The sequence below is a fragment of the Streptomyces amritsarensis genome (genome assembly GCF_001953875.1).
Lineage (GTDB): Bacteria > Actinomycetota > Actinomycetes > Streptomycetales > Streptomycetaceae > Streptomyces > Streptomyces amritsarensis.
Genome location: NZ_MQUR01000031.1, coordinates 11,513 through 34,844 on the forward strand (window position 1 = coordinate 11,513; position 23,332 = coordinate 34,844).

Annotated in this window: 13 protein-coding genes; 7 read left to right on the plus strand and 6 right to left on the minus strand. The window is 71.3% G+C overall.

Features of this window, described 5'->3' with window-relative positions:
* The gene (locus tag AVW11_RS15590) at positions 1 to 3,855 is read right to left on the minus strand and encodes an ABC transporter ATP-binding protein (RefSeq protein WP_060180374.1); all 3,855 of its coding nucleotides are present in this window, start codon (positions 3,853 to 3,855) and stop codon (positions 1 to 3) included.
* 222 nt (positions 3,856 to 4,077) lie between these two features.
* On the opposite strand from AVW11_RS15590, the gene AVW11_RS15595 reads away from it, so the two are divergent.
* Positions 4,078 to 5,022, plus strand: a complete 945-nt coding sequence (locus tag AVW11_RS15595) for a hypothetical protein (protein WP_225884762.1) — start codon at positions 4,078 to 4,080, stop codon at positions 5,020 to 5,022.
* Here the strand turns inward: AVW11_RS15595 and AVW11_RS15600 are convergent.
* The 3 genes from AVW11_RS15600 to speB form a co-directional block, all read right to left on the minus strand.
* The gene (locus AVW11_RS15600) at positions 5,012 to 5,647 is read right to left on the minus strand and encodes a hypothetical protein (RefSeq protein WP_143568846.1); all 636 of its coding nucleotides are present in this window, start codon (positions 5,645 to 5,647) and stop codon (positions 5,012 to 5,014) included. The two genes, AVW11_RS15595 and AVW11_RS15600, sit on opposite strands and share 11 nt — an antisense overlap.
* A 127-nt stretch (positions 5,648 to 5,774) precedes the next feature.
* A complete protein-coding gene (locus AVW11_RS15605) occupies positions 5,775 to 7,460 on the minus strand; it encodes a thiamine pyrophosphate-binding protein (protein ID WP_030840484.1) in 1,686 nt (561 codons plus the stop codon).
* Between the two features lie 18 nt (positions 7,461 to 7,478).
* Positions 7,479 to 8,441 (minus strand): agmatinase, encoded by a 963-nt coding sequence (gene speB, locus AVW11_RS15610; RefSeq protein WP_030840481.1) that lies wholly within the window; start codon positions 8,439 to 8,441, stop codon positions 7,479 to 7,481.
* 116 nt (positions 8,442 to 8,557) lie between these two features.
* Between speB and AVW11_RS15615 the strand changes: the two genes are divergently transcribed.
* A complete protein-coding gene (locus tag AVW11_RS15615; protein ID WP_076044283.1) occupies positions 8,558 to 9,955 on the plus strand; it encodes a PucR family transcriptional regulator in 1,398 nt (465 codons plus the stop codon).
* Between the two features lie 27 nt (positions 9,956 to 9,982).
* On the opposite strand, the gene AVW11_RS15620 is transcribed toward AVW11_RS15615, so the two are convergent.
* A complete protein-coding gene (locus AVW11_RS15620; RefSeq protein ID WP_060180378.1) occupies positions 9,983 to 11,119 on the minus strand; it encodes a serine hydrolase domain-containing protein in 1,137 nt (378 codons plus the stop codon).
* Between the two features lie 295 nt (positions 11,120 to 11,414).
* Between AVW11_RS15620 and AVW11_RS15625 the strand changes: the two genes are divergently transcribed.
* The 5 genes from AVW11_RS15625 (at position 11,415) to AVW11_RS15645 (ending at position 19,007) form a co-directional block, all read left to right on the plus strand.
* On the plus strand, positions 11,415 to 12,572 hold the full coding sequence (locus AVW11_RS15625) for an acyl-CoA dehydrogenase family protein (RefSeq protein ID WP_076044284.1): 1,158 nt from the start codon (positions 11,415 to 11,417) through the stop codon (positions 12,570 to 12,572).
* A gap of 6 nt (positions 12,573 to 12,578) precedes the next feature.
* Complete coding sequence (tesB, locus tag AVW11_RS15630; RefSeq protein WP_030840469.1) at positions 12,579 to 13,454, plus strand: acyl-CoA thioesterase II; 876 nt, start codon at positions 12,579 to 12,581, stop codon at positions 13,452 to 13,454.
* A gap of 569 nt (positions 13,455 to 14,023) precedes the next feature.
* Entirely contained in the window at positions 14,024 to 15,019 is a 996-nt protein-coding gene (locus AVW11_RS15635; protein ID WP_076044285.1) for a glycosyltransferase family 2 protein, read from the plus strand.
* A gap of 209 nt (positions 15,020 to 15,228) precedes the next feature.
* Positions 15,229 to 17,547, plus strand: coding sequence for a hypothetical protein (locus tag AVW11_RS15640; RefSeq protein WP_076044286.1), 2,319 nt, complete (start codon positions 15,229 to 15,231; stop codon positions 17,545 to 17,547).
* 152 nt (positions 17,548 to 17,699) lie between these two features.
* Entirely contained in the window at positions 17,700 to 19,007 is a 1,308-nt protein-coding gene (locus AVW11_RS15645; RefSeq protein ID WP_143568847.1) for an acyltransferase family protein, read from the plus strand.
* A 155-nt stretch (positions 19,008 to 19,162) separates the two neighbouring features.
* Here AVW11_RS15645 and AVW11_RS15650 read toward each other — a convergent pair whose 3' ends face one another.
* Complete coding sequence (locus AVW11_RS15650) at positions 19,163 to 23,095, minus strand: FG-GAP-like repeat-containing protein (protein WP_076044288.1); 3,933 nt, start codon at positions 23,093 to 23,095, stop codon at positions 19,163 to 19,165.
* Positions 23,096 to 23,332 lie beyond the last annotated feature (237 nt).

A 23,332-nucleotide genomic window follows, 5' to 3' on the forward strand; every position in this document is an offset into this window, starting at 1 on the left:
TCAGGCCGCGGCCCGCTCGTCCTCCCCGACGAAGGTGCGCCACAGTTCGGCGTACCGGCCTCCGCGCGCCAGGAGTTCGGCGTGCGAGCCGTCCTCGACGACGCGGCCGCGGTCCATGACGACGACCCGGTCGGCCCGCGCGGCGGTGGTCAGCCGGTGCGCCACCACCAGCGTGGTCCGCTTGCCCGTGAGCCGGTCCGTCGCCTGGTTGACCTGGGCCTCGGTGGCCAGGTCCAGGGCGGCGGTGGCCTCGTCGAGCAGCAGCACGTCGGGGTCGACGAGCTCGGCGCGGGCCAGCGCGATCAGCTGGCGCTGTCCCGCGGAGAGGTTGCGGCCGCGTTCGGCGACGGTGTGCAGGTAGCCGCCGTCGAGGGTCGCGATCATGGCGTGCGCGCCCACCGCGCGGGCGGCGGCCTCCACCTCGGCGTCGCTCGCGGCCGGCCGCCCGTAGGCGATGGCGTCGCGGACGGTCCCCGGGAAGAGGTACGACTCCTGGGGGACGACGCCCAGCCGGTGGCGGTACGCCGTCAGGTCCAGCTCCCGCAGGTCGACGCCGTCGGCGGTGATCCGGCCGGAGGTCGGGTCGTAGAACCGGGCCACCATCTTGACCAGGGTGGACTTGCCGGCTCCGGTCTCGCCGACGAAGGCCACGGTCTGTCCCGCGGGTATGCGCAGGCTGATCCCGGCCAGGGCGTCGCCCTTCTCGCCGCGTTCGGCGGCCGTCCCGTACTGGAAGCGGACGTCCTCGAAGGCGATCTCACCGCGCAGCCCGGGCAGCTCGCGCGGGTTCTGCGGCTGCGGGGTGGTGGTGGGCTCGCGCAGCAGGCCCTGGATGCGGCCGAGGGAGACGGTGGCCTGCTGGTAGCCGTCGAAGACCTGGGAGAGCTGCTGGACCGGGGCGAAGAACAGGTCGATGTAGAGCAGGTACGCGACCAGCGCGCCGGTGGTGAGCGTCCCGGCCTCCACCCGGCCCGCGCCGACGATCAGCACGGCGGCCGCGGCGGCCGAGGACAGCAGCTGGACGAACGGGAAGTAGACCGAGATCAGCCACTGGCCGCGGACCCGGGCCTCGCGGTAGGAGTCGCTGCGCTCGGCGAAGCGGGTGGCGCCGGAGCCCTCGCGGCGGAAGGCCTGCACGATGCGCAGACCGGAGACGGACTCCTGGAGGTCTGCGTTGACCAGGCTGACCCGGTCGCGGGCGAGCTCGTAGGCGGCGACGGACTTGCGGCGGAACACGATCGTCCCGACGACCAGGACGGGCAGGGTCGCGAAGACGATCAGGGCGAGCTCGACGTCGAGGACGAGCAGGGCGACCAGGATCCCGAAGAAGGTGAAGACGGAGACGACGGCGGTGACCAGCCCGGTCTGGAGGAACGTCGACAGGGAGTCCACGTCCGTGGTCATCCGGGTCATGATCTTGCCGGTCAGCTCGCGCTCGTAGTAGTCGAGGCCGAGCCGCTGGAGCTGCGCGAAGATCTTGACGCGGAGGGAGTACAGGACGCGCTCGCCGGTGCGGCCGGTCATCCGGGTCTCGGCGAACTGCGCGGCCCACTGGGCGACGACGACCGCGAGGGCGAGCCCGGCGGCCGCCCAGACGGCGCCGAGCACGGCCGCTTCGACACCCTGGTCGATGCCGTGGCGGATCAGGATCGGCAGGAGCAGACCGGATCCCGCGTCCACGGCGACGAGGGCCAGGCTGATGGCGAGCGGCGCCCAGAATCCCTTGAGCAGGCGGCGCAGGCCGTAGCTGTCCTCGGCGGCCGCGGCGCGGGTCTCGTCCACGTCGGGGAGGTCGTCGGCGGGCGGCAGCGCGGCGACCTGCGCGAGCAGTTCGGGGGTGGCGGGCGTCCCGGCCACCGCTCCGGCCATGGAGTGGCCGGCTCCGGGCGCCCCGCCGGGGGCGGGGGCGGTGCGGGGGCCGGCCGCCGCGTCGGGCTCCTCGCGGCGGCGCCAGAGCTCGGGGGTGATCCCGGCGGGAACCCGGCGCTTGGCGTTGACGGGCTCGGAGTCGATCTCGGCCTCGAGCTCGATGTCCCGTTCGAGGTCGCGGTCGAGCTCGCTCTCGAACTCGGCCATCGCGAGGGCGTCCGGGGTCCGCGGCGAGCCGGCGCCGAGCGCGTCGGGGTCGGTGAGCAGCCTGCGGTAGAGCGGTGAGCGCTTCTGCAGCTCCTCGTGCGTCCCGATCTCGGCGAGCCGGCCGCGGTCCAGGACGGCGATCCGGTCGGCCAGCGCGAGCGTGGAGCGGCGGTGGGCGATCAGCAGGGTGGTCCGCCCGGCCATGACGGCCCGCAGGGCCTCGTGGATCTCGTGCTCGACGCGGGCGTCCACGGCGGAGGTGGCGTCGTCGAGGAGCAGCAGCCTGGGGTCGGTGAGGATGGCGCGGGCCAGCGCGATGCGCTGGCGCTGGCCGCCGGAGAGTGTCAGGCCCTGCTCGCCGACCTTGGTGTCGTACCCGGCGGGCAGGGCCCGGACGAACCCGTCGGCCTGGGCGGCGCGGGCGGCGGCCTCGATCTGCTCGTCGGTGGCGCCCGGGTGCCCGTAGGCGATGTTGGCGCGGATGGTGTCGGAGAAGAGGAAGGAGTCCTCGGGGACGAGGCCGATCGCGCCGCGCAGGGACGCGTAGGTCAGCTCCCGGACGTCGTGGCCGCCGATGCGGACGGTGCCGCGGTCGGCGTCGTAGAAGCGCGGCATGAGGAGCGAGACGGTGGACTTGCCGCTGCCCGAGGCGCCGACGACCGCGACGGTCTCGCCTTCGGCCACGGACAGCGAGAACCCGTCGAGGACGGGCCGCTCCGGGTCGTAGCCGAAGTGGACGTCCTCGAACTCGACGGTGGCGGGCGCGTCGGAGGGCAGTTCGCGTGTGCCCTCCCGGATCGCGGGCTCCGTGTCGATGAGCTCGAAGACCCGGTCCGCGCCGGCGCGGGCCTGCTGGGCGACGGTGAGCACCATGGCGAGCATCCGGACGGGGCCGACGAGCTGCGCGAGATAGGTGGAGAAGGCGACGAAGGTGCCGAGGGTGACCTGCCCCTCGGTGGCCATCCAGCCGCCGAGCGCCAGCATGGCGACCTGGGCGAGCGCGGGCACGGCCTGGAGGGCGGGGGTGTAGCGGGAGTTGAGCCGGATGGCCCGCATCCGCCCGGCGAACAGCCGGCGTCCGGCGTCGCGCAGCTTGGAGGTCTCCTGCTCCTCCTGGCCGAAGCCCTTGACGACGCGTACGCCGGTCACGGCCCCGTCGACGACGCCCGCGACGGCGGCGGCCTGGCTCTGCGCGTACCAGGTGGCGGGGAAGAGCTTCTTCCGGCTGCGCTTGGCGATGAACCACAGGGCGGGGGCCATCAGCAGCGCGACGACGGTCAGCAGCGGCGACAGCCACAGCATGATCCCGAGGGATATCCCGAAGAGCAGGAAGTTCCCGATCGTCATCGGGAGCATGAAGAGCAGGCCCTGGATGAGCTGGAGGTCGGTGGTGGCGCGGCCGACGACCTGACCGGTGGACAGTTCGTCCTGCCGCCGCCCGTCGAGGCGGGAGATGGTGTCGTACATGTCCGTGCGCAGGTCGTGCTGCACGTCGAGGGCGAGGCGCCCGCCGTAGTACCGGCGTATGTAGGTGAGGACGTACACGAGCAGGGCGGCGGCTATGAGCATCCCGGCCCAGGGGCCCATGGGCCTGGTGTGGTCCCCGATGACGTCGTCGATGATCACCTTGGTGACCAGCGGTACGAGCGCCATGACGGCCATGCCCGCCAGCGAGGAGCCGAGCGCGAGCAGCACGTTGGCCTTGTACCGCCAGGTGTAGGCGGCCAGCCGCCTGGCCCAGCCCCGTTTCTCCCCCGCCGCTGTCTGTGCCGCCGCCACGTAGGCCTCCCCGTTCGGTCCTGTCCTGCCGGAAGCGGGAACGCCCCGACCGGCGGATTTCATCCCGCCGCAACAATTCGAACGTGTACGCCGGTCGGCTCCGGCGCACGCGGAGAGCCCCGGCATGTGGTCCGTCCGTGTCGTACGCCGCCCCCCGTGCTCCGTTCAGCCGCCCGGACCCGCCGGGGTGCAGGCTCCGGAACCGGCGAACAGACTGGGCGCATGCCGGAGCCGCCTGAGCAGCCGCCGCCCGGACCGCGGGCGGCGGAGCCGGCGGCCCCGCCGAGCCCGTCGAGGGCGTTCCTGGAGAAGGTCGCGTACATCGCGGCGCCGGGGACCATCGTCCTCGGACTCCTCTACTACTTCGGCACCACCTACACGCAGGCGTACTACGCCACCTTCGGCGTGCCGACGGCCGACCTCCAGCTCTCCGTCGAGGCGTATCTGGTGCGCAGCCCGAGCGCGATCTTCTTCCCGCTCTGGTTGCTGCTGTTCTGCGGGCTGGCCGTGCTGCTGGTGCTGGGGTGTGCGGGGCGGCTGCTGGGCCGGCCGGAGCAGCGGGCGCGTCGTGAGGCGGTGACCGGCTGGCTCCTCGCGACGGGGCTGTTGCTGGTGCTGGCGGGGTTCCCGGTCTTCTTCTGGGAGGACCGGCTGCCGCGGCTGCCCGCGGGCTGGCTGCGCCAGTTCGTGCCCTGCCTGACGGTGGCCCTGGGCGCCACGCTGGCGTTCGCCGCCGTACAGCTGCGCCTGAGCAGCCCCGACGGACGGGACCGGGCGGATCCCGGGGACCGTACGGCCGACCGGCTGTGGCTGGCGGCCGGCGCCCTGCTCCTCGGGGTGCTGACGATGAGCCTGTTCTTCGGCATGGCGCGGTACGTGGCCGCGGCGGGCCGCGTGGAAGCCCTGCGGGACGCCGCGGGCGGCTACGTGTCCAGCCCGAGGGCCGTGGTCTACTCCCGGGTGCCCGTGACCCACCACGCCCCGGGCATCCTCTTCGACGACCTGGGCAGCGCCAAGGGCCCGTACCGCTACCAGTACCGCGGCTTCCGCGTCCTGGCCAAGACGCCTGCCCGCCTCTACCTCGTCTCCCACGTACCCGGTCAGAAGTCCCGCACTCTGGTGGTGCTGCCCGACGACGACACGGTCAGGATCGAGATCAGTCCGTGAGACCGGGCTCAGGGCTGTCCGTGGCGCTCGGGTCAGGAGTCTCGGACCCGGTGGGGTCGCCCGTCGTCACGGAGGGCGAGGGCGTCCCGGTACCCGTGGTGTCCGCGCCGCTGGGGGTGGCCTCGCCCACCGCCTGACCGGAGATGCCGACGGACAGGGCACCGCCGTCGGACGTGGTGGCCGTCAGCTGCCCGCTGTAGGAGCCCGGCTCCGTCGCGATGTGCCGGATGCTGATCCGGCACATGCCGCCGGGCGGCAGCTCGACGTCCGTACAGGTGTCCTCGATGATCGAGGTCTCGCCGCTGTCGACGGTGGCGGCGAGGTTCTGGACGGTGACGGGGTCGCCCCCGGTGTTGACCACGGTGACGTCCCCGCCGGCGGGCTCGCCGACCGGCGCGGTCGGGACGTCGACGTGGGAGTTCGCATCGTCCACGCCCTTCCCCAGGAACACCGATGCCGAGGGGCCGGGGGTGGTCGTCACGTCGGTCGAGGGCGCCGGCGAGCTCGGCGAGGTCGGCGGGGAAGTCGGCCCGGGCGGGTCGGGCGTGGCGCCGCACCCCGCGGCGGTGGCCAGTGCCCCGGCCGCCACTGTCGCAGTGAGCCCCCGTACGACTGTGCGCAGCACGGCACCGCCACCTCCGTCCGGATCGGGTCCGCGGCCAACGTCCCACAGGTGCGTCCGCGTCCCGCCGACCCGGGCCGGTGACACAGTGTCATCACCCGGACGAGCGTGCTGCGCGGGCCCGGAAGGGTCAGAGGTGGGTCGGGGCGAACATCCTGAGGGTGGCCGGGAGGACCAGGACCGAGGGGCCCGGGGCGGCGAGGGCCTTCTTGAGGTCGGCCGTCAGGGATTCCGGGGTGGTCGTGGCGGCCGGTACGCCGAAGGACTCGGCCAGGGCGGCGAAGTCGGGGCGGGTGAGTTCCGTGCCCGTGGTGCGGCCGTCGAAGGCGTCGGCCATGTACTCGCGCAGGATGCCGTAGCCGCCGTCGTCCACGATCAGCCAGGTGACGTCCAGGTCGTGCTGGCGGGCGGTGGCCAGCTCCGCGAGCGAGTACATCGCGCCGCCGTCCCCGGAGACGGCGAGCACCGGCGTGTCCGGCTCCGCGACGCAGGCGCCGAGGGCCGCCGGGAAGGCGTAGCCGAGGCCGCCGGCGCCCTGGGCCGAGTGCATGGTGTTGGGGTGCTGGGCGTCGAAGGCCGACCACGCCCAGTAGGACAGGATCGTCATGTCCCAGAAGGACGGGGAGCGGGCCGGCAGCGCGGACCGGATCGAGGCCAGGAGGGACTGCTCCAGGGCCAGGTCCTGGTCGGCGAGGCGGGCCGCGATGTCCTCCAGGACCATGCGGACCCGCTCGGGGGCGTGGTCGTCGCGCCGCTCGGCCACCGTCTCCAGCAGGGCCTGGAGGGCGAGGCGGGCGTCGGCGTGGATGCCCAGGGCCGGGTGGTTGGACTCCAGCTTGCCGAGGTCCGCGTCGATCTGGACGATCCGGCCCGTCGGGAAGAACGTGTGGTAGTTCGACGACAGTTCCCCGAGGCCCGAGCCGACGACGAGGAGCACGTCGGCGTCCTCGAGGAAGTCCGTCATGTGGCGGTCCTCCAGCCAGGACTGGAGGGACAGCGGGTGCGTCCAGGGGAAGGCGCCCTTGCCGCCGAAGGTGGTGACCACGGGTGCGTCCAGCCGCTCCGCGAGCTGCCTGAGCTTGCCGGAGGCGTCCGAACGGACGACGCCGCCGCCCGCGATGATCACCGGCCGGGAGGCCTGCGACAGCCAGTGGGCCGCCACCGCGGTCAGCTCGGGGCGGGGGGCGAGCTCGTGCGGGGTCGCGTCCATGCCCGTGACCTGCGGGATGTGCGTCTCCGACCGCAGGACGTCCTCCGGGATCTCCACCCAGACCGGGCCGTGGGGGGCCGTGAGCGCGGACTCCCAGGCCTCGGCGACGACCGAGGGGATCTGGGAGGCGGTGCGCGCCTGGTGGACCGACTTGACCACGTCCCGGAAGGAGGCGGCCTGGTCGCGCAGCTCGTGCAGGTGGCCGCGCCGCCCGCCGCCGAGGCCCGCGACGGGCACCTGGGAGGAGATCGCGAGGACGGGGGCGGAGGCCGCCGCAGCCTCCGCCAGGGCCGGCAGGGCCGTGAGCGCACCGGGGCCGGTGGACAGCAGGAGGGGAGCCGCCTCGCCGGTGATCCGGCCGTACGCGTCGGCCGCGAAGCCGGCGTTGTTCTCCACCCGGAGGGTGACCAGCCGCAGGTCGGAGCGCCCCACCGCGTCGAAGAGGCCGAGGGCGTGCTGCCCCGGCAGGCCGAACACGGTGGTGGCGCCCAGCGACCGCAGCGTCTCCACGACCAGGTCCCCGCCCGTCCGCCCCGGCGGCGGCGCGAGGGCGGCGGCCGTCTGGGCCTCGGTGGGACGGAGTACCAGGTCGTGGTCGTGCGTCACGGGGGTGTGGTGCCCTTCTTACTTCGCCTTCGACGCCGCGATCTGGCGGCTCATGATCGTGGTGAGCTCGTACGCGGTGTGCGAGGCCGCGACCGAGGTGATCTCGGCGTGATCGTACGCCGGGGCGACCTCGACCACGTCGGCGGAAACGAGGTTGCAGGAGGACAGTCCGCGGATGATCTCCAGCAGCTCGCGGGAGGTCATGCCGCCGGCCTCGGGGGTGCCGGTGCCGGGCGCGTGTGCCGGGTCCAGGACGTCGATGTCGATGGAGATGTAGAGCGGACGGTCGCCGATGCGCTGGCGCAGCTGGTCGGCGACCTCGTCGGCGCCGCGGCGGTAGACGTCCGCCGAGGTGACGATGCCGAAGCCCATCTTGGCGTCGTCGTCGAGGTCCTGCTTGCCGTACAGCGGGCCGCGGGTGCCGACGTGGGAGAGGGCCTCGGTGTCGAGGATGCCCTCTTCCACGGCACGGCGGAACGGGGTGCCGTGGGTGTACTCGGCACCGAAGTAGGTGTCCCAGGTGTCCAGGTGCGCGTCGAAGTGCAGCAGCGCGACCGGGCCGTGCTTCTTGGCGACGGAGCGGAGCAGCGGCAGGGCGATGGTGTGGTCGCCGCCGAGGGTCATCAGACGGGAGCCGCCCGCGAGGAGTTCGTCCGCGGCGGCCTCGACCGTCTCGACGGCCTCGTTGATGTTGAAGGGGTTCACCGCGATGTCACCGGCGTCCGCGACCTGCGCGAGGGCGAAGGGGGAGGCGTCCTGCGCCGGGTTGTAGGGGCGCAGCAGGCGGGAGGCCTCGCGGATGGCGTTGCCGCCGAAGCGGGCGCCGGGGCGGTAGGAGACGCCGGAGTCGAAGGGCACGCCGACGACGGCGACGTCGGCGGAGCCGACCTCGTCGAGGCGGGGCAGCCGGGCGAAGGTCGCCGGGCCCGCGTAGCGCGGGATGCGGGAGGAGTCGACGGGTCCGCGCGGCTGCGTGCTCATGGCTGTGCCTCTTTCTCTGGCCTGACGTGTGCGGTACTTCGAGCGTAAGCGGGCCGCACAGGGGTGGGGAGTGTACGTTTCATCCATCTGGCCCCACTGATGTGTACGGAGTATCCATGCCTGCCGCTCCTCGTGATCCGGAGTACGGCAACGGCCCCGCCGGGGAGCCGCTCACCCCGCCGGTGCTCCTGGCCTCGCTGCTCGCCGACCGGGAGCTCGGCCTGCGCCACCTCGCCGGGCCGGCCGCCGCCGGGGTGCACGGGGTGCACGCCTCCGAGATGCCCGACCCCTCCCCCTACCTGCTCGGCGGCGAGCTGCTGCTGACCGCCGGGGCGGGCCCCGCCGAGGACCCCGACGGGTACGTGGCCCGGCTGGCCGGGGCGGGGGCGGCCGCCCTCGGCTTCGGCGTGGCACCGGTGCACGAGGAGGTCCCGGCCGCGCTGGCGGAGGCCTGCGCCCGGCACGGGCTGCCCCTGCTGGAGGTTCCGCCGCGGACCCCGTTCTCGGCGGTCGCCCGCGCGGTGGGGCGGCTCACCGCGGAGGCCCGGACCCGGGAGCTGCGCCGGACCACCGAGGCCCAGCAGGCGCTGGCGGCGGCCGCGGCCCGGCCCGATCCGGTCCCGGCGGTGCTGGCCCGGCTCGCCGCGAGCCTGGGCGGCTCGGTCGCCCTGTGGCCGGGCGGCCGGACGGCGGGCCAGGAGCTGCCCGCGCCGGCCCGGGAGGCGCTGGCCGCGCTGCTGGCCCGGGTCGGCCGCGAGGGCGGGCCCGCCACGGCCACGGACCGGGCGGGCGGACACCACCTGGCCGCCTACGCCCTGGCCGGGCGGGCCGCGCTGGGCACCGCGACCCCGACCCGCGCGCCCGGCGACCACACCGTGGCCTCGGTGGCTGCGGTACTCCTGACCCTGCTCACCGCCGAGCGGCCTGCCGGGGCCGAGGCCGCCGCCCTGACCCGGCTGCTGCTCGACGGGGATCCGGCCGCGGCGCTGCCCGCCGGGCCGTGGTACGCCGTCCACGCCCGCGGCGCCGGGGATCCGCAGGCCCTCGCGGCCGCGCTGGGCACCGTACTGCTGGACCCGCACGAGAGCGGCGCACGCCTGCTGACCGACCGGGAGCCGGGCCCGCAGCCCGGCTGGCGGCTGGGGGTGAGCGCCCCGGCGGGGCCGGACGCCCTGGCCGCCGCCGGCGCCCAGGCCGGGCGGGCGCTCCAGCGCGCGGAGGCGGCCCGTACCCCGCTGGCCCGGCACGCCGACGCCGGCTTCGCGGGCCTGGTCGGGGAGGCCGAGGCCCGCGCCCACGCCGAGGCCCTGCTCGGGCCGCTCCCGCCCGCGCTGCGCGAGACCCTGCGGGCCTGGCTGGCCCACCACGGCGGCTGGGACCGTACGGCGGCCGCCCTGGGGACGCACCGCAACACCGTGCGCCAGCGCGTGGCGCGCTGCGCGGCCCTGCTGGACCGGGACCTGGACGACCCGGACGTCCGGATGGAGCTGTGGTTCGCCCTCAGGGTCCTGTGAGGTGTGGAACCGCCGCGGCCGCGTCGGTCAGCGGTTGAAGGCGGGCAGTCCGAACCGCTGGACGACCGCGAGCCCGTCGCCCTTGGCGTCGGTGCTGTTGACGGAGTACACGAGGGTGCGGGACAGGTCGCGGGTCGCGGCGATCACCGTGTGGTATCCGGGCCGGGCGCCGGTCTTCCCCCAGACCTCCCTGCCGTTCAGGGTGAACCGCTCCAGGCTCGCGCTGCGCGTGGCGCCGGGGACGTCCGGGACGGTGAACATCTCCTCCAGCTGCGGGGCGGGGACGACACGGCCGCCGAAGAGGGCGGTGACGAACCGCTCCAGGTCGCGGGTGGTGGAGATCATGTCGCCCGCGGCGAAGCGGTCGGACATGTTCCACTCGGTGACGTCGACGGGCTTGCCGTCGATCAGCTGGTAGCCGCGGTGGTGGGCGCCGTGGATGCGGGGGTCGGTGCCGCGCGGGAAGGACGTGCCGGTCATGCCGAGGGGGCGGAAGATCCGGACCTCGGCCTGGTGGGCGTAGGAGTCGCCGGTGGTCTTCTCCACCAGCATGCCGAGGATCGTGTAGTTGATGTTGTTGTACTGCTGCCGCGTGCCCGGGTCGAAGGCCGGGCCCTTGGCGGTGCCGGAGGCCACGGACTGCCGCGGGGTGATCGTCTCGAAGCGGTGCGGGTACTCCTCCGCGACGGTGTCGCCGAAGCCGTCGCCGCCCTGGATACCGCTGGTGAAGTTGAGCAGGTTGCGGACGGTGACGGGCTTGGCGAACGTCGCGGGCAGCAGCCCCGGCATCAGCTGCTGGACGGAGGCGTCGAGGTCGATCCGGCCCTCGGCGGCGAGCTGGAGGACGAGCGCCGCGGTGACGACCTTCGTGGTGGAGCCGGCCCGGAAGCGGGCGTGCTCCAGGGCGGGGGCGCCGGTGCGCAGGTCGCGGACTCCGGCCGTGCCCGTCCAGCTGCCGTTCCCGCCGACGCGGACGAGGGCGGCCGTCGCGTCCCGGTCGGGCAGCCCGGCGAGGGCCGCGCGCAGCGCCGCGGTGTCGGGGCCCTGTGCGGCATTCGCGGCGGCCGGGGCGGGTGGGGCGGCGTGGGCGGCGGTGGCCAGGGGGCCGGCGGTGAGGCCGAGGAGCAGGGCGGCGGCGACGGCGGTGCGGGTACGGCGGTTCATGCGGACTCCCGGTCGGTCGGCTTGGGGCGGTGCGGGACGGATCCCATCCTGGTGATCACCGGCCGCCCGCCGGATCCTCCGCGGGCAGGAGCCGTCCCCTGCGGGTGACGCCCGCCGATGTCAGGGGTGTGGGCAGGGGCGTCCCCGAGGCCGCCTCCGGTGCCGCCACCAGTGCGGGTGGCGCTTGTCATACCGTCTGCCGAGCTCTGGACAGGGTCGCCAACTCGCCGGTAACTTTGCTATGAGCAAGCGCTTAGACACAGGCGGCGGACTGCCGCGACGAAGGGAGCCGGCCGTGCGCCGTACGGTGTTCAACGAGGACCACGAGGCGTTCCGCGAGACCATCCGCGCCTTCATCGAGGCCGAGGTCGTCCCCGTCTACGACGAGTGGTTCGCCGCCGGCCAGGCGCCGCGCGACTTCTACTACAAGCTCGGCGAGCTGGGCGTCTTCGGCATCAACGTGCCCGAGGAGTTCGGCGGCGCCGGTCTGGACACCCACAAGTTCGAGGCCGTCCTCTACGAGGAGACCTCCCGCGCGGGCGTGAACTTCGGCGGCTCCGGCGTGCACGTGCTGCTCGCCCTGCCCTACATCAAGATGCTCGCCGACGACGAGCAGAAGAAGCGCTTCCTGCCGAAGTTCGTCTCCGGCGAGGAGATGTGGGCGCTCGCCATGACCGAGCCGGGCACCGGCTCCGACGTCGCGGGCATGAAGACCACCGCCAAGCTCTCCGAGGACGGCACCCACTACGTCCTCAACGGCTCCAAGACCTTCATCACCGGCGGCGTCCACGCCGACCGCGTGATCGTCTGCGCCCGCACCTCCGCCCCGAGCGCGGAAGACCGCCGCTTCGGCATCTCCCTCTTCGCCGTGGACACCAAGTCCGAGGGCTACTCCATCGGCCGCAAGCTCGACAAGCTGGGCCTGAAGACCTCCGACACCGCCGAGCTGGCGTTCGTCGACGTGAAGGTCCCCGTCGAGGACCTGCTCGGCGAGGAGGGCAAGGGCTTCTACTACCTCGGCCACAACCTGGCGTCCGAGCGCTGGGGCATCGCCTTCGGCGCGTACGCCCAGGCCGCCGCGGCCGTCCGGTTCGCCCAGCAGTACGTGACCGAGCGCACCGTCTTCGGCAAGCCCGTCGCGCACTTCCAGAACACCAAGTTCGAGCTGGCCGCCTGCCAGGCCGAGGTGGACGCCGCCCAGGCGGTCGCCGACCGCGCCCTGGAGGCCCTCGACGCGGGCGAGCTGACCCCGGCCGAGGCCGCGTCCACGAAGCTGTTCTGCACCGAGGTCGCGCACCGCGTCATCGACCGCTGCCTCCAGCTGCACGGCGGCTACGGCTACATGAACGAGTACCCGATCGCCCGCCTGTACGCCGACAACCGCGTCAACCGCATCTACGGCGGCACCAGCGAGATCATGAAGTCGATCATCGCCAAGTCGATGGGTCTGTAAGTCCCGTTGAACGAGGCACTGACGGATCTCCTCGATCTGCTCGACCTGGAGCAGATCGAGGAGAACATCTTCCGCGGCACCAGCCGCACCTCCCTCGTGCCGCGCGTGTTCGGCGGCCAGGTCGCCGCGCAGGCCCTGGTCGCCGCCGGGCGCACGGTGCCCGCGGACCGTCTGCCGCACTCGCTGCACTCGTACTTCCTGCGCACCGGCGACTCCGGCGCGCCGATCGTCTACTCCGTGGACCGGATCCGCGACGGGCGCTCCTTCACCACCCGGCGCGTGGTCGCCGTGCAGCACGGGCAGCCGATCTTCCACCTCTCCGCGTCCTTCCAGACGTACGAGGAGGGGCTGGAGCACCAGGTCCCCATGCCGGCCGCCCCGGACCCGGAGTCCCTGCCGACGGCCCTCCAGGCGCTGCCCCCGTACCGCGAGATCTTCCGCGACCCGGGCACCGTCGAGCGACTGCTGGAGGCGCGCGGCGCGGTGGACCTGCGGTACGCGACCACCCCGCCCTGGGGCACGGTCGGCGAACCGCTGGAGCCGCGCTCGCAGGTCTGGTTCCGCACCCAGGGCAAGCTCGCGGACGACCCGCTGCTGCACACCTGCCTGGCCACCTACGTCTCCGATATGACCCTGCTCGACGCGGTCCTGCTGGCGCACGGGCGCGGCGGCTGGGCTGTGGGCGACGTGGTCGGCGCCTCGCTGGACCACGCGATGTGGTTCCACCGGCCCTTCCGCGCGGACGAATGGCTGCTGTACGACCAGGAGTCCCCCTCGTCCCACGGCGGCCGGGGCCTGGGCCAGGCCCGCATCTACACCCAGGACGGCCGCCTGGCGATCACGGTCATCCAGGAGGGCGTGGTCCGCGTCCCGCGCGCCTGACGGCGCGGCGGAAAGCGGTCGGTCCACAAAGAGCGTCCCGGCTTCGCGATCGGCGAGGAGGAGCACATCGATCCGATCGCCCCTTCCTGACCAACTGTGCCTTGCGGGGCATCAGTTGACGCAGTCGGCACCGACCCGCGCACTGGAGACCGGCGACCGGCGACCGCGACACCATGGGGCGCGGCTTGGCTGCCATGCCGCGGAACGCAACCGGCTGAAGTGGCAGCCCGGGACGCCGATCGCGGCCGGTTTCTCGTGCAGCTCGCCCGCGGTCGGCGCGTCGAACGCAATCGGGCGAATGTATGATTGTCGCGATGTCTGGGGCCCGCGGGGGCGGTGGAGCCGGTCTCTCACGTTGCATGTGGCTGAGGGGTGCAGGTACACGGCGCCTCTGAGCGGGGCGGGCCTTCCAAATGGAGCCGCGGCTGCCTCTGTCGGACTCGGTCGCCGAGGGCAAGGCCCCCATTCCTGCTGGACCCCGTCTTCTGCCCCGTGCCAGTGGGGTGGGACTGCGATCGTCAGGCATCCGCCGACGGTCTTGGCACTCGGAGAATGAAGGCAAGCCCTCCATGCAGCATGCAGTACCTCCGGCGCACGAGGCGGCCGGCTGGTCGGCGCCCGCGCTGTCCGTCGTGATCCCCATCTACAACGAGCAGGAGGCTCTGCCTCTGACCGTGGCGCGCCTGCGCCCGATCCTCGACGGCATGGGGATCGACTACGAGGTCGTCGGTGTCGACGACGGCAGCACCGACGCCACTGCGATGATCATGCAGAAGATCCACCAGGACTGGCCCGAGCTGCGCACGGTCCGCTTCGCCCGCAACTCGGGGCACCAGGCCGCGCTGACCGCCGGAATCCACCGGGCCCGCGGCGAGTACGTCGTGAGCATCGACGCCGACCTCCAGGATCCCCCGGAGAAGATCGTCGAGATGTACGAACTGGCCCTCGAGAAGGACCTGGACATCGTCTACGGCGTGCGCAGCGACCGCGGCACGGACACCTTCTTCAAGCGTCGCACGGCCGGTGTCTACTACTGGTTGATGCGCAAGCTCGTCGGCAAGAGCATGCCCAACCAGGCCGGCGACTTCCGCCTGCTCAGCCGGGCTGCTGTCGACGCGCTCAAGTCCCTGCCCGAGCACCAGCCCGTCTACCGGCTGCTCGTGCCGTGGCTCGGCTTCAACAGCGGCGAGGTCGTCTACGTCCGCGAGGAGCGGGTCGCGGGCAGCACGCACTACCCGCTGTCCAAGATGGTCCGCCTGGCCCTCGACAGCATCACCAACTTCTCCGCCAGCCCGTTGCGGCTCGCCACATGGCTCGGCCTGCTCAGCTTCCTGGTCTGCTTCTGCCTGGCGATCTACACGACGCTCCAGTACACGTTCGGTTCGACCGTGCCCGGTTGGTCCTCGCTGTTCATCGGCATGCTGTTCATCGGCGGTGTCCAGCTCATATGTGTGGGTCTGCTCGGTGAGTACATAGGCCGGATCTACTCGGCCGTCCAGGCCCGGCCTGCCTACTTCGTCGGCTACGACTCGGCCGAGGACACAGCGGTCGCAGTGCGGAAGTAGCCGGACTCCGAGCGCGCGACGTGGTCCTCGGCCCCTCGGGCCGGGGTGCCCCGGCAGCCCTCCTCAGGAGCAGTCGACGCACGGCAGGCAGAAGAGACACGGGACACATGGCAACGAAAGCAACCGCAACACCGGGACGAACGCACCTGACGGTGCGGTATCGGAGAGGCTCGCACCCGTCCTCGGCAACCGATCAGCCCGGACCGCATGTGCTCTGGCGTTTCCTGCCGGCAGCCGCCGCGTACTTCTTCCTGGTCTCACTGCTGCTGGCCTCGAACACACCGGCCAGTGACATAGCCCGCTACACCTTCTACGTGCTCTGGGGTGTCGTACTTCCCGGCACGTTGGTCTTCCGGGCCCTTCGCCGCCGTCCGCACTCCCTCGTCGAGGACCTGGCCTTCGGCGCCGTCACGGGCCTCGTTCTGGAACTGGCCGCCTGGGCGGTCCTCGTCAGGACGGGCGCGCAGCCGTTTGCCGTCCTGTGGCCACTGGCCGTGGTGATTCCCTTCGCGGCCGTACCCAAGCTCCGCCGGCACTGGCGACCGCGCAGCACCACCCCGTACTCGCCGGGCTGGTCCTGGTCGGTATCCGGCACGGTGATGCTCACCAGCGTCTACTTCCACCAGACGTTCCTCTCCCTGTATCCGGTCCTTCCGGACAAGGAGGACAGCAGGCTGTTCGGCGACATGCCGTACATGCTCTCGCTCGCCGCGAACGCGAAGCAGAACGTTCCGCTGACCCTCCCCCAGGTCGCCGGGGAGCCGCTGCACTACCACTGGTTCACCTTCGCCCACATGGCGATGACCGACATGGTCGGTCACGTCGATCTGGCGGTGATCGAGTCCAGGCTCATGGTCCCCGCGCTTGCGGCGCTCGGTATGGTCATCACGGCCGTGGTGGCCCATCGGCTCATCGGGCGGGCCTGGGCCGGGCCCGTTGCCGCGCTGCTGGTCTTCGCGGTCTGCGAGTTCACCGCCGCCTACCCCAACCCCGTGGCGACCTGGACCTTCGGCGCCCACTCAGTCCGGCTCATGTCCTGGTCCAGCCTCTCGCAGGCATACAGCCAACCGCTGCTCATAGCGCTGATGGGCGTCGTCGGCGACGCGCTGCGCAAGGGCCGCCGAGGCGGTGAGGCGAGCCCCGGCGACAGCACGGACAGCCCCCCTCTCCTCGGTCGCGGGGTCTACGTCCTGGTCGCGTTCTTCGCCCTGGCCTCCAGCGCAGCCAAGGCGAGCACGCTGCCCGTCGCCGTTGCAGGACTGGCTCTGTGCGGCTTCGTTCTCCTGATCACCACCCGGCGGATCCCCTGGCACGTCGTCGGACTGGGCGCGATCCTCGGAGGTGCTCAGCTCTTCGCGACGGCCGCCATCTTCAACTTCGAGAGCTACGGCCTCGAGATCATTCCGTTCGCCAACGTGCAGAGCTATTGGGCCGATCCGGAGCAGCTGCGCTCGCCGGCGTTCCAGGCGGTCGTGATCGTGGGCACCCTGGTCGCCTTCCTGCTCAACCACCAGCTGAAACTGCTCGGCGCGATCCCGCTGATCTCGAAGCGCCGCTTCCGTCTGGAGCCCGTGCAGTGGTTCCTGCTGGGCGCCTCCGTGGCGGGTGCCTGCGCCTATCTCACGATCAAGAGCTACAACGCCAGCTACTTCACCCTTGCTGCCCTGAACTTCGGCGCCATTCTCTCGGCCTGGGGTTTCTGCGAGACCTTCGAACGAGCCGCGCTCGGCGTACGGGGCAGGGTCGCACTCTCCTGCGGCGCCATCGCCTATTCCGCTGCGCTCACCTTTGGGATCTACCGCTGTTCCGACCGCTGGTCCGCCTACGTCACGCGTCTCGCCGGCGATGAGCAAGGCACTGGCACGACGTACTCCCTGCTGCTGCCGGCGCTCGTCCTGGCCGCCGCCCTCGTCCTGGCCGCCCTCGGCGGCGCGGCCTTGTGGCGGCTCGGTGCCCGGGTATGGCCCCCGCTGCGCGGCCGCGGCGGCGTCGTCCTGCTGACCGCCGCCCTCGCGACCGGTACTCCGGGGCTCTTCCACGACGTCCTGCAGTCCCGGGAATCCCTGTGGTCGTACTCCTGGGTCATGCCCGGCTCGCAAGTGGAGGCGGCTCGCTGGATCCGTGCCCACAGCGAACCGTCCGACGTACTGAGCACCAACAGCCATTGCTGGCAACTGGAGGGCCCGCTACCCGCCGGGGAGCCGTGCGACAACACCCGCTCGCAATGGCTCAGCGCCTACTCGGAGCGGTCGGTCCTGATCGAGGGCTGGGCGTATGCGCCGCGGGGCATCGCGCTGTCCGGTGGCTCGGTCGCCTACAACGGCCCCTTCTGGGATCAGGAACTGTTCCGGCTCAACGAGGACGCCGTCTACCGGCCGACAGCCGCGATCCTCGGCCGTCTCCGCGACCAGCACCACGTGCGCTACGTGGTGGTGCACCGCCCGTCGGGCTCCGAGTCTCCGCTTCTGGCCGAACTCGCGACGAAGGTCTACGACAACGGCCGGATGGCGGTATACGAGCTGTCCTGACACCACGCCATTGATTTCGGAGCCGGGTCCCGGGACCACAGGCGTCATGTCCCGGGACCTTTCCATGCCGCCCGCGTGGTTTGCTACGCACGGTTGCGCAACCGTACACTCGTGCTGATCTGATGGGTGTGGAGTGCTCCGTCCTGTCAGCCTTGCCTATTGATCTCGGGGACGAGCACCACGTGGACAACCGCACTTCTCGGTGGTCGGGGCGGTGGTCCCACGGCACCGTTGCCGAGCTGCTGACCGGCCGGAACAACAGCCTGGGCTTTATCCGGCTGATTCTGGCGACGGCCGTCGTCGTCTCCCACGCGCGCGTGCTGGGTTTCGGAAAGACCGAATTCGGCCACTCATTCACGCAAGGTCAGGCCGACCTTGGAAAATGGTCGGTCTACGGGTTCTTCGTCCTCTCGGGGATCCTCGTCACGCGCAGCGGGCTACGCCTGGGACTGGGAAGATTCCTGTGGCACCGGGCACTGCGCCTGTTGCCCGGACTGTGGGTCTGCCTGTTCCTGACGGCATTCGCCGCCGCCCCGGTTCTGTACTGGAAACTCCACGGCACGCTCGACGGATTCTGGGGGCACGCCTGGGGGCCGGTGGAATACCTGCGCTCCAACGGCGCGATCCAGCTCAACCAGAACGACGTCTCGAACGTGATGTCCGAGGCCGTGACCAAGGGCTTCGCTCACGACCGGAGCATCGACGGGGCCCTGTGGTCGCTGTACTACGAGGTCCTCTGCTACGCGGGCGTGGCACTGCTGGCCGTGACGGGTGTTCTCGCACGCGCCCGGCGCGCCGTGCTGCTGATCGCCGGCCTTCTGGGGTGGCTCGTCATCAGTCCGGCCGTCGGCGACCGCTTCTGGGCGGGTGCCTTCGACGCCACCTACTTCCACCCGGTGGACATTCCCGTACTGGGCTTCACGAATCCGGTCCTCGTCATCTACCTCGGATTCGCCTTCGCTCTCGGAGCGGTCATCGAGTTGTACCGCGAGCGGATACCCGTCAGCGACCTGCTCGGCTGGGCCTCCCTGCTGGTGCTCGTGCTCAGCGCGCACTACGGATACCTCTTCGCCGTGGGCCTGCCGGCCTTCGCGTACTTCCTGGTGTGGCTGGCGATCCGCCTCCCGGCGCCCTTCCGGCGGGTCGGCGCGCGCAACGACTACTCGTACGGCATCTACATCTACGGCTTCGTGGTCGAGCAGGCGCTGGTCATTCTGGGCTTCGCCCGCTGGGGCCTGCTGCCCTACCTGGGGTTGAGCCTGGCGGTGACGGTGCTGTTGGCCATGTTCTCCTGGCACTGCGTGGAGAAGCCCGCGATGCGCCTGAAGGACCTGGGCGGCCGCCGAGGCGGAGCCCGGCGGGCGGGGAACGCGGAGCAGTCCCAGGCGACGCAGTCGCCGGCGGCGCAGGACCCGGCCATCGAGGCGGACGAGCGGGACAAGGCCGCCGTCCGCGCCTGACGGGTCAGGGCTGATCAACAGCGCTGCGTCCCTGCTGGTGTCCCGATTGGGGTGCGCCGATTCGGGTGCCGTGCGGGGTCGACTCCGAGGTTCGTCACAACGGGTGAGGGGGTGAGATCCCTTGTGGATCTCACCCCCTCACGTGTTCACGAGGGTCAGAGGATCGTGTCGTATCCGACCCAGCCGACGCCGAGCAGGGTTCGGCCCTCGGGAAGGTAGTCGAAGAGGTCCCCGGTGCGGGTCACGCCGACCTGCTCCGCCTTGCCGTCGCCGTTGAGGTCACTGGCGAAGGGGGTCCATTCGTCGATCCACCAGCCCTCGCCGACGACACTCGGGCTGTTGAAGGCGACGGAGCCTCCGGTGCCGGTGCCGGCATTGGCGTAGAGGTAGAGCTGGCCGGTCTTGCGCTGCGCGACGATGTCGACCTTCTGGTCGTCGTTCATGTCGGCGAGCCGGAGCACGCGCCAGTCGTCCGTCCACCAGCCGTTGCCGAGGAAGGACCGGTTGTCGAGTGTTTCGGTTCCGGTGCCGCCCTTGTGGGGGTAGAGCCACAGGTTGCCGTCGCCGCCGCGGGCGACGAGGTCGGTGCGGCCGTCACCGTTCATGTCTCCGAAGGCCAGGTCGGCGTAGGCGTTCCAGCCAGTACCGATCAGGACCGGGTTGCCCACCGTCTCGGTCCCCGACCTGCCCGTGCCCGGGTAGAGGTACAGGTCTCCGAACCGGTCACGGCCGATGAAGTCGGTGTACCCGTCGTTGTTAAGGTCGGCGGAGTACACGTTCGTCCAGTGGTCGCGCCACCAGCCGTTGCCGGCGAGGTACCGCTGGCCCAACGTGCCGGTGCCGGAACCACCGGTGCCCGGGTAGATCCAGAGGTGACCGTTGGCGTCACGCACCGCCACGTCGGTGTAGCCGTCGCCGTTGTAGTCCGGCCGGCTCTGGCTGCCGCTGCTCCACAGGCTCTGCCCGGAGGCGGTGTAGACCACGAGGACACCACGGGGCAGGAGCATCGCGTACGAGCCCGGAGTACCGGTCTTGGTGGTCCAGAGGGTGGTCTTGGCGTCGGCGCTGAGGACGACGAAGCTGCCGTCACTCTGCATCCGGGCCGTGGCACCCGGGTTCCCGGCGGTACCGGTGGCCCAGAGCTGCTTGCCGCTCTTGCTCAGCAGGACCAGATTGCCGTCGGACTTCATCAGCAGCTTGGAGTTACCGCTGGAGTACTCCTGTCCCGACGTCAGGGTGGTACCGGCCGGGATGCGGGCACCCGGGACGCCGTCGATCTGGAACTGCGCGCCGAAGGAGGCGACGGTGACACCGTCGCCGCCGACCTTGCCGGGCCAGGCGACCATGGTGTTGTCCGCCTGGCGGGCCCACAGGTCGACGACCCCGTCACCGTTCAGGTCACCGGACGAGCCGATCTGCGGGTAGCTCCCCAGCGGCAGGCCGGAGTGCACCTTGGCGGGCGTCAGGGTGCCCCAGGTGGCCAGGTCGACCGTGTGCCTGGGATCAGGGCTCTTGCGCCCGCGGCTGCTCAGGACGTCACCGGTGGCGTTGTCCCGCAGCAGCAGGTCCGGGACGGTGTCCTTGTTGAGGTCTCCGGCGGCGATGACCGTGTACTTGCCCCAGTCGGTGCCACCGACGAGCACGGGCGGAGTGTCGTCCAACTGGCCGGCGGGGGTGTTGAAGTAGGCGTAGAGCTTGGCCCCCTGCTTGACGAGGATGTCGGGGATGCCGTCCTTGTCGAGGTCGCCGGGCGCGACGACCTGATCGGCGTCGGACCAGTGGTTCTCCTCGGGCCGCGCAGCGAACAGCTCGGTGGAGCCGATGACGGCGCCCTGCCCGTTGTTCCCGTAGGCCCACAGCTTCTTGCCCGGCACTCCGGGCTTCGAGTGGAGGGCCAGCATGTCGTTGTAGCCGTCGTCGTCCCAGTCACCCAGATTGGCGACCTGGGCGTTGGCGAAGGGCTTGGGGGAGCTGATCATCGCGGAGAACTTGCCGTTGCCCTGACCGGTGTAGGTCAGGAGGCTGCCGAAGAGGTCGTTGCTCCAGATGTCGCGGTTGCCGTCACCGTTGACGTCGTGCGGTCCGTCCTTGGCCGCCTCGCGCGCCGCGTAGAAGCGGTACACCGCCGTGTCCGAGCGGTTTCCGGCGGCGTCCTGGGTGAAGGCGTAGACGAAGTGGGGGCCTGCGCCGGGCGGGGTGAGCTTCGCGGTGAACGCCGTGCCCGCGTCGACGAAGGTGCTCTTCACCTCCGGGTCCCAGTCGGTGTAGTAGCCGTACCAGACGACGTCCTTGTCACCGTTGACGGAGAGGGTGAAGTCGCCCGTGGTGCGCGCCTTGGCAGTGCCGGCGGGCCAGCCGTTCGTGCCGTCGGGGAAGACAGTGGAGGCGATCTTCGGTGCGTCCGCAGGCCGTGCCCGGTCCACGGTGAACTTGCAGGTCTGCGACCAGCCCGACTGGGCACCGTCACCGTCGGTCGTCCGGGCCCGCCAGGTGTAGCTGCCGCCCGGCAGAGAGGCGTCCGGGACGCTCCACGTGACGAACTTGCCGTTGTTCGACGGAAGGTTCTGGGTGAGGGCGGGGCTGCTCTGGCCGTCCTTGAAGATCTGGAACTCCGTGTTCAGGTTACCCGCGTCACGGTCGGAGGCCGTCGCGTAGAGCCTGATCGCGGTGTTGCCGATCGCGCCACCCTGCTCGCATGGGACCCAGGGCGAGACACCCAGGTCGGCCGGTGTGTTGGGCGGGTTGTTGTACTCGATCTCCAGCGTGACGGTCTTGGGGTCGAAGCGCTTCCAGTGGTACTTGTCGCCCTCGTTGCCAGCGTACAAGCCGACGGTCATGCTGGACCAGCCGTTGGATGCCGCTTCCTGGACACCGGCGGTGGCATTGAACTCGAGGTTGCCGGCGGGGCACGCATCCCCCCACCCCTTGGCGGCGTCGAAGCCGTCGAGTTGGTTCCGCCGGACCGGCTGGTTGTTCCATGTCGTCTTGGGCGAGATGGAATTGGTGGTCCACAGCTCCACGCGCTTGGGGGTGCAGGACCAGGACCAGGTCTCCTTGATCCGGAACGTCGCCTTCGACACCTTGGCGCCCTTGACGACGGACGTGTCGAGCTGGAAGAACGACCGCGAAAGCCCCTGCGTCTGGGACTCGTAGCCGACCCGGACGTCCTCCTTCGTGTTCCAGTAGGAGTTGTCCGCCCAGGTGCGGTAGGCCCAGGCCCAGTTCTGCCGGTTGCCCCACGCCACCGACGGGTCGATGTAGACGGGGTACTTGGTCTCGGCATTCTTCAGGAGCGCCTGGTCCGGCTTGATCTCCAGGTTCCCACCCGTGACGACCGTGGGCATCTGGGCACTCTTGGCCCCGGAGGGCGTAACGAAGACATCCGAGGGGGCTTCGCTCGTCCCCGAAGTGGCGCCGGCCACCGCCGCCCGTGCAACCGGGGCAGCTTCCCCGGTGGTGGTGGAGTCCCACATGACCGGGTTCGGCGAGGTGAAGACGATCTCACCGGCCGGGTTGGTGGCGGTCAACAGACCCGTCGTCACGTCTTTGGTGACGTTCAGGCCCACCGTGTCGATCTTGAACTTGAGCGTGGCGAGGTCAGGATGCTGCGCCGCCGCGGCGGTCTTGACCACCAGCAGTTGCGAGAAACCCTCGACCTCGGCCTTCAGCTGGAGGTCCACGTCCGGGAGGACGTTGGCGTAGGTCGCCACATTGCCGGCGAGCGTCGGCTTCGGCAGCGCCTGCGGCCACGTGAACGACAGGGTCCGGCCGTTCCTCACACCGGTCAGCAGCGGCCCGGTGCCGCCGCCGGAGAAGGTGATCGCGACGGCCGAGGCCTTGGGCTTGACCTTCCCGTCCGCCGCGAACTGCAGCGTCGGGTCGGTGGGCACCCAGCCCCCGGCCTGTCGGACGCGCACCGTCGTCCCGTGCCGCTTGATCGACCACTTTCCGGTCGGCAGCGCCCAGGTGTCCGAGGTCTCTGTGCGCGCGGACATCAGCTCGTAGGCCTGGCCAGTTTCCTTCGCCTTGGCGAGCGCGAAGTCCTCCGCGCTCATGGAGCCCTCGGCAACCGGATCGGTGGCCGCCACCGCAATCGTTGAAGGATTAATGACAGTCAATCCGGTAGCGGAAATTCCGCTTATCAGGGCCACCGTGATGACCCGTGAAATCCCCCGCCCACCCGGCACACCGAGTAGGGCCTCTCTTCTTCTCACACGCACTCCATCTGCCCGATATCTACGGGGCTGACTCTACTGGGAGCCTCGGACAACACCCGCACCCTGACCTGGCATTTTTACGCCGGTCAGACGCGTGTCACCCCTTAT

Excerpts from the sequence above, each read along its gene's own strand:
- AVW11_RS15595 (WP_225884762.1), top strand. The coding sequence starts at position 4,078 with ATGCCGGAGCCGCCTGAGCAGCCGCCGCCCGGACCGCGGGCGGCGGAG.
- speB (WP_030840481.1), bottom strand. The coding sequence starts at position 8,441 with ATGAGCACGCAGCCGCGCGGACCCGTCGACTCCTCCCGCATCCCGCGC.
- AVW11_RS15615 (WP_076044283.1), top strand. The coding sequence starts at position 8,558 with ATGCCTGCCGCTCCTCGTGATCCGGAGTACGGCAACGGCCCCGCCGGG.
- AVW11_RS15620 (WP_060180378.1), bottom strand. The coding sequence starts at position 11,119 with ATGAACCGCCGTACCCGCACCGCCGTCGCCGCCGCCCTGCTCCTCGGC.
- AVW11_RS15635 (WP_076044285.1), top strand. The coding sequence starts at position 14,024 with ATGCAGCATGCAGTACCTCCGGCGCACGAGGCGGCCGGCTGGTCGGCG.